Source organism: Amycolatopsis sp. WAC 04182 (assembly GCF_003947465.1).
Classification (GTDB): Bacteria; Actinomycetota; Actinomycetes; order Mycobacteriales; family Pseudonocardiaceae; genus Amycolatopsis.
Map to the genome: position 1 here is coordinate 493657 of NZ_QHJJ01000006.1, position 16905 is coordinate 510561.

Genomic DNA, 16905 nt, shown 5'->3' on the forward strand with positions numbered 1-16905 from the left:
AGGGATCTTCACATAACGGGCGCTGAGAGGCGGGTGCCGACCAGCACGATGCGCAACATCCGTTCGGCGGCGTCGGTGAGGAACTCCGCGCCGCGCAGGATCGCCTCGTCCAGGTCCACCGGGCCCGGCTGGATGGCCTGGAAGGCGTCGATGCCGACGGCGTAGGTGGTGTCGGCGTCCATACCGATCCGGCCGGCGAGCGCGACCACCGGCTTCCCGTGCGCCTTGGCCCGCCGCGCGACCTCGGCGGGCACCTTCCCGTGCGGGGTCTGGGCGTCGATCGTGCCCTCGGCGGTGACCACGAGATCGGCCGCGGCCAGCCGCGCGTCCAGGTCGACGTGGTCCAGCAGCACCTCGAACCGCGGCAACAGCCGGGCGCCCAGCGCGGCGCAGAGGCCAGCGCCGAGACCGCCGGACGCGCCGGAACCAGGCACGAGCGCGACGTCGGCGCCCAGGTCGCGCCGCAGGATGTCGGCCCAGCTGTCCAGTGCCGCCGCCAGTCTCTCCACCTGCTCGGGGGTGGCGCCCTTCTGCGGGCCGAACACCCTGGCCACGCCGCGCGGGCCGCACAGCACGTTGTGCGGGTTGACCGCCAGCCGGAGCTCGGTGTCCGCGAGCCTCGGATCCAGCCCCGAGACGTCGATGTGCCGGGCCCGCGCCAGCTCCGCCCCGCCGGGGCCGACCTCCTGGCCGGCGCGGTCGAGCACCCGTGCGCCCAACGCCTGGAGCGCCCCGGCCCCGCCGTCGGACACGCCGGAATCGCCGCAGCCGTCGAGCACCGAGGAACAACCCGCGTCGAGCGCGGCGATCATCAGCTCGCCGACACCCCGGCTGGTGGTGCGCCCGGGATCGCGACGGTCGGCGGGCACCAGGCGCAGGCCCGCGGCCGCCGCCATCTCGACCACCGCCGTCGACCCGTCGCCGAGAATCGCGAAATGGGAGCGCACCGGCAGCCCGACCGGGCCGGTGACGACGGTGTCCACCACCGTCCCGCCGGTGCTCCCGGCCAGCGCGACGGCCGAACCCTCCCCGCCGTCCACCAGCGGGACACGGTCGATCTCCGCGAACGGGACGACCCGCAGTACACCTTCGGCGATGGCGTCGGCGGCCGCTTCGGCGCCGAGACTTTCCTTGAACCCACTGGGGGCGACGACGATCCGCATGACTTCCTCCTGGTTGTTCACGGCACGAGCGGAAGGCCAAGACGAGGCCAGACGAGCAAGGCGAAGACGGCGACGACGACCACGTGCAGCGGCGCGAGCACGGCCGAAAGCCGGAGCAGGTCGCGGGCCGAATAGGTCGGCACGCCGTCGATGTCGGAGAACAGGGCGACGGGTTTGGCGGACGAGGTCAGGGTGTGGCAGAACCCCGCCGCCGCGGTGGACGCGAACACCGCCGCGGCCGGGGCCAGCCCGGTGGCCGCGGCGAGCGGGATCACCACCGGCACCAGCACCGAAGACCGCGCCGACCGGGACTGCACCGCCAGATGTGCGGCCGTGCTCACCACGATCACCACCGTCAGCACCACCCACGGCGGTGCGCCCCTGGCGGGACTCAAAGCGACGTCCGCCACCCAGGCCGCCGCACCCGACCCGACCAGCGCGCTGCCCAGCGCGGCCGTCGCCGCGGTGAACAGCAACAGCGACCACGGCACGGTCTTCAGCGCCGCGCCCGTGGTGACCCGATGCGGCGGCACGCACATCGCCAGCGCGCCGATGAGCCCGACCAGCGCGGGCGGCAGGCCGTGCCACGCTTCGGTGCACCACAGCACCAGCACCACACCGGTCGTCACCGCCGCGAACCGCTCCGTCCGCGTCCACGGCCCTCGCGGCGGGAATCGCGCGCGCAGATCGAACCGAGCGCGGCGGTCCTCGCGCGTGGTGAACAGCCGCAGGACGACCTCGACCGCGAGATGGGACGAGACCGCCGCCAGCGGCAGGCCCAGCACCAGCCAGCGCAGGAAGCCGATACCGTCGCCGGTCGCTTCACGCAGGAGCTGGTCGGCCACCAGATGCGCGCCCGCGCCGATGAGCGTCGAGACCGCCGAGAGCAACACCACCGTCGGGAAGAGCACTGAGAGCGCCTTGGCCATCCGCGGGAGCGCGCTCGCCAAGGCGGTGAACACCGGCACCGCCAGCGCCGCCCGCCCCGACGTCGAGGGGACCGCCAGCGACGAGACCACCAACGCGACCGTCGACAGATGCGCCAGCCCCCGCACCGACCGCGCCCGCGCCGGCAACACGGCCACGAACCGGTCGACCAGCCCCGAACCGGTCAGCCCGGCCGCCAGCACGAACGCCGCGATCAGCAGCCACACCAGATCCGCGCCGAGAGTGGCGAACAGGTCGTCGGGCGCCAGGATCCCGGTCACGGCCAGGACGGCGACCGCCGCGAGCGCGATCCACGTGTCGTCGAGCGGCGTCAGCACCCATGCGCCTACGGCCGCGGTGAAAACGGCCAGTACCAGTGCGCCTTGCCAGGTCGGCCCGCCGGGGATCAGCGCGGTGGCCGATGCCGTGATGGCCGCGGCAGCGATCAGGACGGTGCGGGTGGATGCCTTGCGGTTCTTGGGTTCCTGCTTCGGCGCCTGCGGGTTCGGGGTCGGGGTCGCTCGGGTCGTGTAGGTGTAGGCGGTCACGGTGACCAGCTTGTGGCGCGCTCCTGAATCGTCCGTTAAGGACGGATGAGGAGGTCTTCATCTTTCTGCGGGGTTGCCGCGTGCCAGGTTCCCATGCGCGGAATGCGGCTTTGGGGACGCTCAACGGCACCAATGCCACATTGGGGACATGGAGCGAACGACCACCAGGCCGGTGTGGCGGGCACAAAGGTAGTGAAGGCCTCCTTACCTACTCTGAAGGTAGGTAAGGAGGCCTTCACGGAAGGTCCGGCTGTGGGCATGACGAGGGGCCCGTCGCCGGTGTGGCTGGCGGGCTCCTCGGGTTCAGACGTGGTGGAGGGTGTTGCGTCGGGGGTGTCGGAGCGGATCTCGGTATTGGGGTGGAATGAACTCCGGTAACCCATCGGCGGCCATGCGTACTTCCCAGTCGCCGTGGTGGATCAGCCGGTGGTGAAAACCGCACAGCAGCACGAGATTCCGGAGATCCGTCGGGCCGCCATCTGCCCAATGATAAATGTGGTGAGCGTGGCAATTCTTCGGTTTCCGATGACACCCGGGGAACGCGCAGCCTCCGTCGCGGATGTTCAACGCACGCCGCTGGCCCGGGGTCACGAACCGTCGAAGTCGCCCCACATCCAAGGGTTCTCCGGCGGCGCTCATGACGACGGGGAGCATGAGGCAGTCGCAGGCGGCGAGGCGGGCTTCGCGGGCGGTCATCGTGCCGACGAAGTCCAGGCACGCGGTGCCGAGACCGGACTTGAGTTCCTCTAGGCCGATGGTGACATGCAGCAGGGTGCGGTAGCCGCTGGTGCCCGGCTGATCCGGGCACGCGATCGCCAGATCGAGGATGTCGACCCACGCATCACCCATGCGCTCGCACTTCATCCGCAGATCAGCTTGGCCGAACTCATCGACCGGGCGTGGCTGGGCGTAGGCCTCCAGGGCGGCGGCGGTGCGGGCCCCGGTCTCGTCATCGAGGAGCCCGGTGAGTTTCCAGAACCCGTCTTTGCGGCGCTCCAGGGTGATTTCCCGGCGCGGCTCGGCAGGTTCGGGGTCTTTGGGTTCGCTACCGTCGGGGTCGAGCAGGGCGAGGAGGTTCGCTTCAGCCTCGGCGAGTTGCCGGGGACCGGCACTCGGGGCGAGATCGGCGAGGATCTTCTCGGCGTTGACGCGGTCTTCGGCGGGGAGCTTCTTCAAGATCTCCAGGATCTGGTCGATCCGCTCATCTCCGACCAAGCCTTCGGCGGCGACAGCGGCGGTGGCGGGCAGCGCTGCGGGAACTTCGGTGCCATCCAAGGCGCGGGTCGGGTTCAACGCGATCGCCCGCTTCACCACCGGACCAGCTTCACCACGCGACAACCCCGCCACATCCGCAAACCACGCAGCCGTGGACCCGTACCCGTATAAGTCTTTCGCGCCCCGAGACTCGATCTCCGCCAAAAACCGCCCCAACCCGGCAGTGGCCATCCGAATCACCTGCAAGGACTGCTGCACGCCATGGGCAAGCTCCAGCTTGCCGGCGCGCCACAACTCCTGCGGCAACTCGGGAAGGAAGGTCTCGGACACCCCTCAAGAATACCCGAACAAATCGAACAAATGTTCGTAATTTTAAGCAACCGTCAAAAGGAACAACCAACACTGAAGAGTGAATCGGGTCGCCGACGTGAATCACCTTGCGTAAGGCGCCTGACCCCCTTCGTAATTAGTCGACCAAATGCGAAGGGGGGCAAGCTCAAGCCGACCGCTCCGACGAGGAGTCCCCTATCCGCGGGAAAGGGGCGGTGGAGAAGATGATCTCCACCGCCACCTCGAAGAACTCCGCGATCCTCAGTGCGAGGTAGAGGCTCGGGCTGTACTCGCCGCGCTCGAGGTAGCCGATGGTCTGGTAATGCACACCCAGTGCATCGGCGAGTTCGCGGCGGGAGATGCCCCGTTCCGCCCGTAACATCGCGATCCGGTTGTAAACGACCTCGCTCATGAACTAGCCAATTCGCTGCATCGCCTTTTCCCGTCGTTCCGCCACCGAGGACCCGGACTCGCGCCGCGCCATGCGCCGCAGGACGACCGGGGCCAGCGTCAATCCGATCACGGCCCACACGGCGAGCACGCCGAGGGTCTCCCAATGCCGCCAGGACTGCCCGATCTCGACCATCACCGTCGAGTCCGGCAGCAGCGCCGACCGCATGCCGAGCCCGAGCCAGTACATCGGGAACACCTGCCCGATTCCCTGCAGCCATTCCGGCAGCGCGGTGATCGGGTAGAAGATCCCGGAGATCGCGCCGATGCCCAGTGTCGGCAGCATGATCAGCCCGATGCTGCGCGCGTTCGAGGTCAGCGAGCCGAAGATCGCGCCGATCGGCATGGTGGCGAGCAGGCCGAGCACCAGCACCCACAGCAGGCCAAGCCACGACGGCAGGCCGCCGGGCGCGATGCCGTCGAACAGGAACAGGCTGGGGATCAGAACCAGCAGCATCCCGATGACGGTGCTCAACGACACCGTGACGACCTTGCCGACGAGGTAGCCGATCATGCCGTTCGGGGTGGCCTTGGCGCGCAGGAGCGTGCCGTCCTCGCGTTCGACGGCGAGGACGCCCGCCATCCCGAGCATGCCGCTGAACACGATCGACGCGCCCAGCACGCTCGGCACGGTGGCGGCGCCGAGCGAGAACTCCGTGCCCGGCAGTTTCGCGCCGCGCATGAAGAACATGACGACGACGAAGATCGCCGGGAACATGAAGGTGTTGAAGAGGTCTTCCCGGTTGGTCATCATCTGGCGGGCTTCGAGCCAGCCGCGCCGGAGGCCCAGCCGGACACTGTGCTGAATCGTGTTCATCGCGCGCCCACCGCCTCGGGGGATTCGGCCTTGCGGACCAGGGTCATGTACGTGTCTTCGAGCGACGCCCGCCGGACCTCCAGATCGGCGATGGCGTCCCCGTGCTGCTTGAACAGTTCGTGCACGTACTTCGTCGATTCCGTGGTCGAGTGCACGAACCGCTGGCCGTCCAGCGTCCAGCGCACCTCGGCCTCGCCGGCGATCTGCCTGCTCAGCGCGTCGGCCGAACCGTCGGCGACGATGCGGCCGTGGTTCAGGATCAGGATCCGGTCGGCCAGTTTCTCGGCCTCGTCGAGGTCGTGCGTCGTCAGCAGGATCGTCGTGTCGTCGTCATCGGTCAGCCGGTGCACGAGTTCGTGGAACTCGCGCCGCGCCTCCGGGTCCAGCCCGGCGGTCGGCTCGTCGAGGAACAGCAGTTCCGGACGGCCGACGATGCCGATCGCGACGTCGAGCCGGCGCCGCTGCCCGCCCGAGAGCATCCGGACCTTCTTGTCCGCGTGCTCGGTCAGGCCGACCGCGGCGACCAGTTCGTCCGGATCCCACGGCCGCTTGATGCGATCCGTGGAGTACGGCGCGTAGTAGCCGCCCAGGTGTTCCAGCAGCTCGCGCACCCGCCATTTCGCGTGGTCGCGCCAGGCCTGGAGGACGACCCCCAGCCGCGCCCTCCAGTTCTCGTCCGCGTGCGCCGGGTCGACGCCCAGCACGCTGACCTCGCCCTCCGACCGCATCCGGAAGCCTTCGAGGATCTCGATCGTCGTGGTCTTGCCCGCGCCGTTCGGACCCAGCAGGCAGATCACCTCGCCGCGATGCGCGGTGAAGTCGACGCCGTGGAGGACGTCGTTCGTCCCGTACCGCATGCGGAGATCTTTGACGGAGATCATCGCGTCGTGTGGATCTCTCATTGGTCACCCCCATCTCAGTGCTGCGATCGAATGTAGCACACCTACTACATATGATCTGAGACATACTCTCGCTCGAACCGGGCATCTACAGTGAGCGCATGTCCACGAGCGCTCGTGTCCGAGCTGACGCGTGCCCTGGTGTCTTCGCCACGCACGACGCCGCCGACGGTCCGCTCGCCCGAGTCCGGTTGCCCGGTGGCGCCATCACCGCGGCCCAGCTCGAGGCGCTCGCGGACGCCGCCGACGACCTCGGGGACGGCGCCCTTCACCTGACCTCCCGCGGAAACGTGCAGTTGCGCGGCGTCACCCGGCCGGGTCTCGCGGGCAGGCTCGCCGCGGCCGGGCTCCTGCCTTCGCCGTCGCACGAACGCGTCCGCAACATCCTCGCGTCGCCCCTGAGCGGCACCGCCCAAAAGCTCGCCTCGGCGCTCGACGAGGCCCTGTGCGCCGACCCTGAGCTGGCCGAACTCCCGGGACGCTTCCTCTTCGCCCTCGACGGCGGCCAGGGCGACGTCGCCGGTGAGGGCGCCGACGTCTGCTGGCGCGAGGGTGCCGTGCTGCTCGCCGGCGAAGACACGGGCCTGCGGGTCACCGCCGAGCGCGCCGTCGAGACGCTGCTCGCGGTCGCGCGCGCGTTCCTTCGCGTGAGGGGAACGGCCTGGCGGATCAGCGAACTCGTGGACATCGAGCCGCTGCTCAGGGGCATCCCGGGCGAACCGGCGGAGCCGCGGAAGTTCGAGGTGAACCCGGGCCTCCCGATCGGGCCGATCGGTGAGGCGATCGGCGTCGCCCCGGTCTTCGGCAGGCTCACCTCGGCTCAGGCGCGCGAGATCGCGAAGGCCGGGAACGCCGTGGTCACGCCGTGGCGATCGATCCTGGTGCTCGGCTCCTTGGCGGCGGACACAGGACTGATCACCGATCCGGACGCGCCGTCGCTCGGGATCAGTGCCTGCGTCGGGCGACCGGGCTGTGCCAAGTCGCTCGCCGACGTGCGGGCCGACGCGGCCCGGGTCGGACGGACGCCGCGAGCCCATTTCGCCGGTTGTGAACGGCGCTGCGGCAAACCCGCGCGCGAGCACGTCGACGTGCTCGCGACGGAGGACGGTTATCTGGTCGACGGGGCGTTCGTCCCGGTCGGCGAGCTGACGAGAACGTTGGCGGAGAAGGAGCAGCAGTGATCGACTACATCCGGGACGGGGCCGAGATCTACCGGCATTCGTTCGCCACCATCCGTGAGGAGGCGGATCTCGCGATCCTCCCCGACGACGTCGCGGTGCTGGCCGTGCGGATGATCCACGCCTGCGGGATGGTCGACCTGGTCGACGATCTCCGCTACAGCCTGGACGTGGTGGAATCCGGGCGCGCCGCGCTCGAAGCGGGCGCACCGATCCTGTGCGACGCGAACATGATCGCCTCCGGGGTGACCCGCAAACGTTTGCCTGCCGCCAACGAGGTGCTGTGCACGCTGTCCGATCCGAAGGTGCCGGGGCTGGCCGAGCGGATGGGCACCACCCGGTCCGCGGCCGCCTTGGAACTGTGGCGCGACAAGCTGCCCGGGTCCGTGGTGGCGATCGGCAACGCGCCCACCGCGTTGTTCCGGCTGCTGGAACTGCTCGAAGAGGGGGTCGGCGCGCCCGCGGCGGTCATCGGGGTCCCGGTGGGCTTCATCGGCGCCGCCGAGTCCAAAGTGGAGCTCGCGAAGCGGGCCCCCGCCCCGTACCTGGTGGTGCACGGACGCCGCGGCGGCAGCGCGATGGCCGTCGCCGCGATCAACGCGATGGCGAGTGAGGTCGAATGAGCGGGCTCGGGAAACTCTGGGGTGTCGGGCTCGGGCCCGGTGACCCGGAACTGATGACGGTCAAGGCCGCCCGGCTGATCGGCGAGGCCGACGTCATCGCCTATCACAGCGCGCGGCACGGCCGGAGCATCGCGCGTTCGGTCGCCGAACCGTATCTGCGGGACGGCCAGATCGAGGAGAAGCTGGTCTACCCGGTCACCACCGAGACCACCGACCATCCCGGCGGCTACGAAGGCGCCATCGCCGACTTCTACGAGCTGAGCGCGAAACGGCTCGCCGAACACCTCGACGCCGGACGCGACGTGGTCGTGCTCTGCGAAGGCGACCCGTTCTTCTACGGCTCCTACATGTACATGCACGAACGCCTCGCCGACCGCTACGAGGCGACCGTGGTGCCCGGCGTGACGTCGGTCAGCGCCGCGTCCTCCGTCCTCGGACGCCCGTTGGTGCAGCGCGACGAGGTCCTCACCATCCTGCCCGGCACGCTGCCCGCACCGGAGCTCGCGCGACGCCTCGCCGACACGCAGGCCGCGGCGGTGCTCAAACTCGGGCGCACGTTCGGCAACGTCCGCGAGGCGCTGGCCGAAGCCGGGAAGCTGGACGACGCCTTCTACGTCGAACGGGCGACCTGGCAGGCGCAGCGCGTCGAGCCGTTCGCCGACGTCGATCCGGATTCGGTGCCGTACTTCTCGCTGGCGCTGCTGCCCAGCCCGGCCTACGCCTCCCGGCTCGCCGACGAACCCGAAGTCTCCCGGAAGCAGGAAACGCCGACGGGTGGTGAGGTCGTGGTCGTCGGCCTCGGCCCGGCCGGCCCCGGCTGGCTGACCCCCGAAGCGACCGAGGAACTGGCCGCGGCGGAGCACGTCGTCGGCTACGGCCCGTACGTCGCGCGCGTGCCGCAGCGCGCGGGCCAGCAGCGGCACGCGTCGGGCAACCGCGTCGAGGCCGAACGCGCCGTCGAAGCGCTGGAGCTGGCCGCGAACGGCGCCAGGGTCGCCGTCGTCTCGTCGGGTGATCCCGGCGTGTTCGCGATGGCGTCGGCGGTGCTGGAGCAGGTCGCCGCCGGTCACGGCGCGGGCGCCCGCGTGCGGATCGTGCCCGGCGTGACCGCCGCGCAGGCGGCCGCGTCCCGGGTCGGCGCGCCGCTGGGCCACGACTACTGCGTGCTTTCGCTGTCCGACCGGCTCAAGCCGTGGGAGATCATCGAACGACGGCTGGACGCGGCGGGCGCGGCGGATCTCGTGCTCGCGCTGTACAACCCGGCGTCCCGCACGCGGACCACGCAACTCGCGCAGGCCCGCGACGTCCTGCTCCGGCACCGCGCGCCGGAGACACCGGTGGTCGTCGCCCGCGACGTCGGCGGGCCTGAGGAGGACGTCCGCGTGATCACCCTCGGCACGCTGGAGCCGTCGGAAGTGGACATGCGCTGCCTGCTGATCATCGGCTCGTCGAAGACCCGGGCCGAGAACGGCGTGGTCTGGACGCCGCGCACCTACGAGTGATCGCGCGTCTCGGTGTGGTTGGCGGGCGGGTGAGTGTTACCGCGGGTGAGGGGTGTGTGGAAATAGAGACGTTCAACGTCTCTATTTCCACACACCCCCTACGCCTCCGGCGGTCTGGCCGTCGTGACCGGACCGGTCAGGCGGGCACTGTGTGGATTTCTGGTCATCCAACGCCTCAAAATCCACACGGTCGCGTCCTTGGGCGGACGCCGCGCACCTACGAGTGATGCCCGAGGCCCGCGTTGCGGGCTTGGGCGAGCAGCACTTCCCGGTCGTCCGTGCCGGCCTTGGCGTGGATCGACGAGACGACGTTGCGCACGGTCTTGGGCGCGAGCCCCAGCCGCCGCGCGACGGCCGGGATCTCCAGCCCGCCCGCCAGGAGGCCGAGCACCTCGTGCTCGCGTGAGGTCAGCCGCGGGAACGCCCGCATCGGCTGCGACGCGGCGAGCAAGCCGTAAAGCCGGTCCGCCGCGCGCTCGCCGAACACGACCGCGCCCGCCGCCACCCCGCGGATGAACCGGACCAGATCGTCGTGGCCCGCGCTCCGGGACAGGACGCCGCGGGCACCCGCGAGCATCGCGGCGATCACGAGTTCGCCGTCGCCCGGCGGGGTCAGGACCAGGATGGCGGTTCCCGGGACGCGGGCAGCCACTTCGCGCGTCACGGCGAGCCCGTCGAGCCCGGGTGGGTGAACCGGCAGGACGAGGACGTCCGGACGAAGGGCCGTGGCGTGCCAAACCGCCTCGCGTTCGTCGGGGGTGTGGGCGACCACCTCCAGGCCCGCCAGTTCCGCAGTCGCGGGCGGTTCGGGCACACCCGCGAAGACCACGGTCACCACTTGGGTTCGAATCGGCACGCCATCGGTTGTAGCGCAGAACTTTTGTACAGTGTCGGGCCGTTTTCGGTGAACAATGTCCATTAGGTAACGCTTGATGTCAGTTGGTGAACCCGCGGCCGCGATCGACGTCGGCAGGGCGCTGCCTGGTCATCCATCTCGCGATGGCGGACAAGGCGCCCCGCCGCCGCGATAGCGGGGCCTTCGGCCGGGGCGGGTTCACGCGTTCGGTTGCTTTTCAAATGCGTCTGCTGCTCCGCCAACAGGCGCTTCGACGATCAGGGGGCTTGGTGCCGAGACGCGAGCGCCCGCTGGGGCCGGGCGACGACGCCGTCGTGAGCTTCGCGGCGGATCTTCGGCAGCTTCGCGAGAAGGCCGGTGGGCCGACGTACCGCGAGCTTTCGACCCGTGCGGGCTACTCGGCAGCCGCGCTTTCCGAAGCCGCGGGCGGACGGAAACTGCCGGGGCTCGCGGTGACGACCGCGTACGTCACCGCGTGCGGCGGCGACGTCCCGGCGTGGGAGGAGCGCTGGCGCACGGTCGCCGCCGGCCTCGCCGCGGCGGCGGGCGAACGCGACGACGCCGAGCTTCCGTATCTGGGGCTGGCCGCGTTCCAGACGGCCGACGCCGCCCGCTTCTTCGGCCGCGAGCGGCTGGTCGCCGAGCTGACCGGCAAGCTCGCGGAACGTCGGCTCGTCGGTGTCTTCGGCGCTTCGGGTTCGGGGAAGTCGTCCGTCCTGCGAGCCGGATTGGCGGCGGTGAGCGAGCGTCCGGCCGTCATCCGGACGCCCGGGGCGCATCCACTCGAAGAGGACCTCGACGCCGAGGGACGGCTGCTGATCGTCGATCAGTTCGAGGAGGTCTACACGCTCTGCCGTGACCAGACCGAACGCGAGAAGTTCGTCGACAGGCTGCTCGCGCTCTCCCGCGACGAGCACGGGACGCGGGTCGTCCTCGGTGTCCGCGCGGATTTCTACGGTCACCTCTGCCGTCATGCCGGGCTGGTCGAGGCGCTCACCGACGCGCAGGTGATGGTCGGCCCGATGACCGCCGACGAACTCCGGACCGCGATCGTCGAACCCGCCGTCCGCGCGGGCTGCCGAGTGGAGGCGGCGCTGGTCACGACGCTCGTCGCCGACGCCACCGGCCAGCCCGCGATGCTGCCGCTGGTCTCGCACGCGCTGCTGGAGACCTGGCGCCGTCGCCAGGGGATCACGCTGACCAGCGCGGCCTACGAGGCGGCGGGCGGGATCCTCAACGCGATCGCGCAGACCGCGGAGGCGGTCTACACGGATCTGGAGCCGGACAGACAGCGTGTCGTGCGGCAGATCTTCCTTCGGCTGACCGCGCTCGGCGAAGGCACCGAAGACACGAAGCGTCGTCTCAACCGCCGCGAACTCGACGACGACCCGGCGACCACGGAGGTCCTCGAACGCCTCGCCGACGCGCGCCTGCTCGTCCTCGACCGCGACAGTGTCGAGATCGCCCACGAAGCGTTGATCCGCGGCTGGCCCCGGCTGCGCGACTGGCTCGCGGAGGACCGCGAAGGGCACCGTCTGCATCGCCAGCTCGCCGAAGCGACCGAGCTGTGGGAGTCGCTGGATCGCGACAAGGGCAGCCTGTACCGGGGCACGCGGCTGGGTCTCGCGGCCGAATGGGCGGAGCGGGAGCCGGAAGCGCTGAGCGCGCGCGAGCGCCAGTTCCTCCAGGCCGGGCTGGACGCCGAAGCCGAGGAGACCGCCGTCGGCCGCAAACGGACGCGGAGGCTGCGAAGACTCGTGGCGCTCCTCGGTGTCCTGCTGCTCCTGGCGGGTGTCGCCGTCGGATACGCCGTCGATGCCGGGCGGACCGCCACCGACCAGCGGAACGTGGCACTCGCGCGCAAGGCCGTCGTCGACGCGAAGGCGTTGCGGGACTCGAACCCGGCGCTGTCGACGCAGCTCAGCCTCGCCGCGTACCGGCTCGCGCCGATCCGGGAAACCCACGACGGCCTGCTCGCGTCCATGGCGGCGCCGTTCGCCACCCGGATGGTCTTCGACCCCGGCGACGTCACCGTCGCGCTGAGCGGGCAGCTCATGATCACCTCGGACTCCTACCGGGCGACGCGAGTGTGGTCGATCGCCGACTCACGGCATCCGGCGCTCTTGGCGACGCTGCCCGGTTCGGAGGAGGTCCGCGGGCCGCTGGCGTTCAGCCGCGACGGGCGGGCGCTGGCGACCGCAACCCGGGACCACCGGGTCCGGCTGTGGGAGCTGACCGATCCGCGGAATCCGGTGCGGAAGGCGGACGTCACCGGGCATCGGAACACGTTGCTCTCCCTCGATTTCAGCGCGGACGGCCGACGCCTCGCCACGGGTTCCGTCGACCGCACCGTCCGGCTCACCGACGTCGGCGACCTCGGCGCGCCGAAACCGCTCGGCGGCATCCCGGCCCCCGAACTCGAACGCGCCGTGTTCGATCCCGGTGGCACGATGCTCGCGGTCACGAGCACGAACTGGACGGCGGAACTCTGGGACGTCACCACACCGTCGGCGCCACGGCGGCGCTCCGTCCTTTCCGGACACAAGGACCTCCAGCTCACCCCGGCGTGGAGCCCGGACGGGCGGCGGCTGCTCACCACCAGCTGGGACCGCACGGCGAGACTCTGGGACGTCGCCGATCCGGCGGCGCCGCGGGCGCTGTCGACGTTGACCACCCCGGCCGTGGTCTGGGCGGCCGGGTTCAGCCCGAGCGGCAGGCTGGTGGTGACCGCGGGGGACGACCAGTCCGTGCGGCTTTGGGACGTCACGGGACCGGCGAAGGAACTGCCGCCGCTTTCGGGGCACACGAACGCCATCTGGTGGGCGGGCTTCGCCCCGGACGGCAAGACCATCGTGTCCGCCAGCGAGGACCGGACGGTCCGGCTGCAGGACCTCGGCGAACTGGCGCTGGCTTCGAGCGCGGGCTGGAACGCCGGCACGTTCACCGAACAGGGACGGATCCTCGTCACCGCGGGGGACGACGTGCGGCTCTGGGCGATGGACGATCTCCGTGCCCCGCGTCAGCTCGCGAAACTCCCCGGCCCGGCCACCGTCACCGCCGTCGCGCTGAGCCCGGACCGGCGAAGCCTCGCGCTCGCGACCCACGACGGTGCCGGGGTCGCCGGGAGGTTCCTGCTCCAGCGCTGGGACATCGGCGATCCGGTGGCGCCGCGGTTGCTGGCGTCGACCGGTGTCATGCCGACCTACTCGCTCGCGTTCAGCCCGGACGGGAAGACCTTCGCCTCCGGCCACGACGACGGGCCGATCCAGCTCTGGGACATCGGCGATCCGGCTCGGTTCGCGGAGCCGCGGGTGCTCCCGGTCGGCGACGGGACCGTGTGGTCGCTCGCGTTCACCCCCGACGGGCGGACGCTGGCGGCGAGTCAGGGCCCGGACTCGGCCGCGGTCACGCTGTGGGACGTCGCCGACCCGAAGCGCCCGGGTCTGGTGTCGACTATGCGGCCCGACGCCGGTGCCCTGTTCAAGATGGCGCTCAGTCCCGACGGCCGCCTCGTCGTCGCGGGCGGCGACGACCGGCACCTCTACTTCTGGGACATCACGGATCGCGCGCGTCCCGCGCGGCTGGCGAAACTGGGCGGAAATCCCGAAGGCGTCGGGCATCTCGCGTTCGGGCCGACCGGCCGGGAGCTGGCGGCTTCGGCGTTCCGCACGGTGCGCGTCCTCGACCTGGCCGATCCGCGGAATCCGGTCGAAAAAGCGCAGTTCACCGGCTTCGCGGCGACGGTCAACTCGCTGGCGTTCCGGGACGACGGGCATACGCTCGCGGTCGGCAGCAGCGGCGTCCAGCTGTGGCAGACGAACACGGACCGCGTGAGCGAGGAGATCTGCCGTCTGGCGACGCCGAGGATCACGAGGGAAGAGTGGGAGAGGTATTTCCCGGGGCTCGGCTACACGCCACCGTGCGGATGAGCGAAAGCTGTCCACAGAGGACAGGCCCTCGCTACCGCCTGGGCCGCCCGCTCGTGCTCCCGCCTCCGTTGACGTTGCGAAAGCCACTTTCGCAACCTGCCACCTTCGTCCGGAGGTGACCTGGGTGGACAGAGGGCCCGACAGGGCGAGAAGCGCAGGGAGTAACTCCCTCCGTAATAAACATATAGCGCATGGGGGGACTTGCCACAAGACCCCGGTCATGCCGCACACTCACTCGCCGTAGCCGAAACCGGGTGAAATGGGAGTCTGTGTCAACTCAGGGTCATGAAGAAGAGTTGCGGTCCGAACGCGAATACGTCGCCGGGCTCTACACGCGCCTGGACGCCGAACGCGCGCGGGTGAAGGGGGAGTTCCAGGCGGCGCTGGGCGGAACCGGCGGGACGGCCATGGAGCGTGACGTCGAGGTGCGGGCGCTGGCCAGGGAGTCGCGGCGGCTGGACGTCGTCGACAACGGGCTGTGCTTCGGCAGGCTGGACAGCCTCGCGGAAGAGACCTCGTACATCGGTCGCATCGGGCTCTTCGACGAGGAGAACGACTACGAGCCGGTGCTGCTCGACTGGCGGGCGCCCGCCGCCCGCCCGTTCTACACCGCGACCGCCGCGACACCGGAGAAGATGCGCCGCCGCCGTCAGTTCCACACGCACGGACGTGAGCTGCTCGGCTTCACCGACGAGGTGTTCGGCCGCCCCGGCGGCGACGCGGAGGGCGACGCGGCGCTGCTCGCGGCCGTCAACGCGCCGCGCGGCGAGGGGATGCGCGACATCGTCGCGACGATCCAGTCCGAACAGGACGAGATCATCCGGCACGAGCACCCCGGCGTGCTGGTGATCGAGGGCGGGCCGGGTACCGGGAAGACCGTGGTGGCGCTGCACCGCGTCGCGTACCTGCTCTACACCCAGCGCGAGCGGATGGAACGCCACGGCGTGCTCGTGGTCGGGCCGAATCCGGCGTTCCTGCACCATATCGGCCGGGTCCTGCCGTCCTTGGGCGAGACCGACGTGGTGTTCATGACCACCGGGGATTTCGTTCCCGGCAAGCACGTCACCGCCGAGGACGGCCCGGAAGCGACGCGGCTCAAGGGTTCGCTGAAGATGCTGGACGTCCTCAAGGCCGCGGTCGCCGATCGCCAGCGGCTGCCGGAGGAGCCGGTGCTGATCGACCTCGCCGACGTCACCGTGCGGATCGACGCCGAGACCGCGGAATGGGCCAGGGACGAGGCGCGCAAGAGCGGTCTGCCGCACAACGAGGCGCGCGGGACGTTCATCGACGTCGTCACCTACGTCCTGACCGAGCGGGCGATCGCGCGGATCGGCCGGGGCTGGCTCAGCCGGGACGACCGCGACGAATGGGAGCGGCTGCGGAAGGATCTGCTGAAGGAACTGGCGGAGAGCGAGACGTTCACCACCGCGCTCGGCGAACTCTGGCCGATCCTGACACCCGAAAGTCTCCTGGGCTCGCTTCTCTCATCCTCGGAACGGCTTCGCGCGGCGGGTGCGGACCAGGCGTTGCTGCGCGCCGACGGTGACGCCTGGACGGTGTCGGACATGCCGCTGCTCGACGAACTCGTCGACCTGCTCGGCCGCGACAAGGCGGCGGACGAGGCGGCGGAGAAGGCGCTCGCGCGGGAGAAGAAGGCCGAGGCCGAGTACGCCGAAGGTGTACTCGACACGATGAAGCTCGACCGCGAGGAGATGGACGAGGACGTCATGTTGTCGGCGGAGAACCTGCTCTTCGCCGACGAGCTCGCCGACCGGTTCGTGGAGCACGACACGCGCAGCCTCGTCGAACGCGCCTCCGCCGATCGCGATTGGACGTACCGGCACGTCGTGGTCGACGAGGCGCAGGAACTGTCCGAAATGGACTGGCGGGTGCTGATGCGGCGCTGTCCCAACCGGTCGTTCACCGTCGTCGGCGATCTGGCGCAGCGCCGGTCCGAGGCCGGGGCGCGATCGTGGGACGCGATGCTGAAGCCGTACGTGCCGGGCCGCTGGATCTACCGGTCGCTGACGGTGAACTACCGCACCCCGGCGGAGATCATGGCCGTGGCCGCGTCCGTGCTCGCCGAGTTCGCGCCCGACGTCCGGGCGCCGGAATCGGTCCGGTCCAACGGGGTCCGGCCGTGGGCGCGGCAGGTCGACGCGGATGCGCTGGCCGGCGCCATCGAGGAGTTCGTCAAGGACGAAGCCGGACGTGAGGGCACCAGCGTCGTGATCGGCCCGCCCGGGGTGCCGGGCACCGTGCCCGCCTCGGAGACGAAGGGGCTCGAGTTCGACGCCGTCCTCGTCGTGGACCCGGAGCGGATCCTCGCCGACGGCCCGCGCGGTGCCGCTGAGCTCTACGTCGCGCTCACGCGCGCTACGCAGCGGCTCGGGGTGCTGCACGAAGGCCCGCTGCCGGAGGCACTGAAGGACGCTTTCCCCGCATGAGACGTGACGAAAGCGTCCTTC

General features: G+C 70.5%; 12 protein-coding genes. 5 read left to right on the forward strand and 7 right to left on the reverse strand.

Annotation, left to right across the window (positions count from 1 at the left end; translation table 11 throughout):
- Positions 1 to 8: 8 nt before the first annotated feature.
- From DMH01_RS31410 to DMH01_RS31435, 6 genes are all read right to left on the reverse strand, one after another.
- Positions 9 to 1184 carry a glycerate kinase gene (locus DMH01_RS31410; protein ID WP_233621723.1) on the reverse strand — a complete coding sequence of 392 codons (1176 nt, stop codon included), beginning with the start codon at positions 1182 to 1184 and terminating at the stop codon, positions 9 to 11.
- Entirely contained in the window at positions 1181 to 2638 is a 1458-nt protein-coding gene (locus DMH01_RS31415) for an SLC13 family permease (RefSeq protein ID WP_125681104.1), read from the reverse strand. Before DMH01_RS31415 ends, DMH01_RS31410 begins: the two co-directional genes overlap by 4 nt.
- A gap of 303 nt (positions 2639 to 2941) precedes the next feature.
- Complete coding sequence (locus tag DMH01_RS31420; RefSeq protein WP_125681106.1) at positions 2942 to 4183, reverse strand: HNH endonuclease signature motif containing protein; 1242 nt, start codon at positions 4181 to 4183, stop codon at positions 2942 to 2944.
- Between the two features lie 166 nt (positions 4184 to 4349).
- Entirely contained in the window at positions 4350 to 4595 is a 246-nt protein-coding gene (locus DMH01_RS31425) for a helix-turn-helix transcriptional regulator (RefSeq protein ID WP_005162705.1), read from the reverse strand.
- A 3-nt stretch (positions 4596 to 4598) separates the two neighbouring features.
- On the reverse strand, positions 4599 to 5450 hold the full coding sequence (locus tag DMH01_RS31430) for an ABC transporter permease (protein WP_125681108.1): 852 nt from the start codon (positions 5448 to 5450) through the stop codon (positions 4599 to 4601).
- Complete coding sequence (locus DMH01_RS31435) at positions 5447 to 6352, reverse strand: ABC transporter ATP-binding protein (protein WP_125681110.1); 906 nt, start codon at positions 6350 to 6352, stop codon at positions 5447 to 5449. Before DMH01_RS31435 ends, DMH01_RS31430 begins: the two co-directional genes overlap by 4 nt.
- Before the next feature lie 98 nt (positions 6353 to 6450).
- Here DMH01_RS31435 and DMH01_RS31440 point away from each other — a divergent pair, with 98 nt between their 5' ends.
- Genes DMH01_RS31440 through DMH01_RS31450 form a run of 3 tightly spaced genes read left to right on the forward strand, consistent with a single transcriptional unit; the run spans position 6451 to position 9652 of the window.
- Positions 6451 to 7530: a nitrite/sulfite reductase gene (locus DMH01_RS31440; RefSeq protein WP_125681112.1), complete on the forward strand. Its 1080-nt coding sequence runs from the start codon at positions 6451 to 6453 to the stop codon at positions 7528 to 7530.
- A complete protein-coding gene (locus DMH01_RS31445; protein ID WP_125681114.1) occupies positions 7527 to 8150 on the forward strand; it encodes a precorrin-8X methylmutase in 624 nt (207 codons plus the stop codon). The genes DMH01_RS31440 and DMH01_RS31445 overlap by 4 nt, the downstream gene beginning before the upstream one ends.
- Complete coding sequence (locus DMH01_RS31450; protein ID WP_125681116.1) at positions 8147 to 9652, forward strand: precorrin-2 C(20)-methyltransferase; 1506 nt, start codon at positions 8147 to 8149, stop codon at positions 9650 to 9652. Before DMH01_RS31445 ends, DMH01_RS31450 begins: the two co-directional genes overlap by 4 nt.
- Positions 9653 to 9869: 217 nt before the next feature.
- Here the strand turns inward: DMH01_RS31450 and DMH01_RS31455 are convergent, their stop codons facing one another.
- Positions 9870 to 10508 carry a response regulator transcription factor gene (locus DMH01_RS31455; RefSeq protein WP_233621724.1) on the reverse strand — a complete coding sequence of 213 codons (639 nt, stop codon included), beginning with the start codon at positions 10506 to 10508 and terminating at the stop codon, positions 9870 to 9872.
- 269 nt (positions 10509 to 10777) lie between these two features.
- Between DMH01_RS31455 and DMH01_RS31460 the strand changes: the two genes are divergently transcribed.
- Together DMH01_RS31460 and helR are read left to right on the forward strand one after the other, a co-directional pair.
- The gene (locus DMH01_RS31460; RefSeq protein WP_125681118.1) at positions 10778 to 14437 is read left to right on the forward strand and encodes a hypothetical protein; all 3660 of its coding nucleotides are present in this window, start codon (positions 10778 to 10780) and stop codon (positions 14435 to 14437) included.
- 269 nt (positions 14438 to 14706) lie between these two features.
- Entirely contained in the window at positions 14707 to 16884 is a 2178-nt protein-coding gene (helR, locus tag DMH01_RS31465; protein WP_199745698.1) for an RNA polymerase recycling motor ATPase HelR, read from the forward strand.
- Positions 16885 to 16905 lie beyond the last annotated feature (21 nt).

Coding starts and splice junctions, on each gene's coding strand:
- DMH01_RS31425 (WP_005162705.1), bottom strand. CDS start 4,595: ATGAGCGAGGTCGTTTACAACCGGATCGCGATGTTACGGGCGGAACGG.
- DMH01_RS31430 (WP_125681108.1), bottom strand. CDS start 5,450: ATGAACACGATTCAGCACAGTGTCCGGCTGGGCCTCCGGCGCGGCTGG.
- DMH01_RS31435 (WP_125681110.1), bottom strand. CDS start 6,352: ATGAGAGATCCACACGACGCGATGATCTCCGTCAAAGATCTCCGCATG.
- DMH01_RS31440 (WP_125681112.1), top strand. CDS start 6,451: ATGTCCACGAGCGCTCGTGTCCGAGCTGACGCGTGCCCTGGTGTCTTC.
- DMH01_RS31450 (WP_125681116.1), top strand. CDS start 8,147: ATGAGCGGGCTCGGGAAACTCTGGGGTGTCGGGCTCGGGCCCGGTGAC.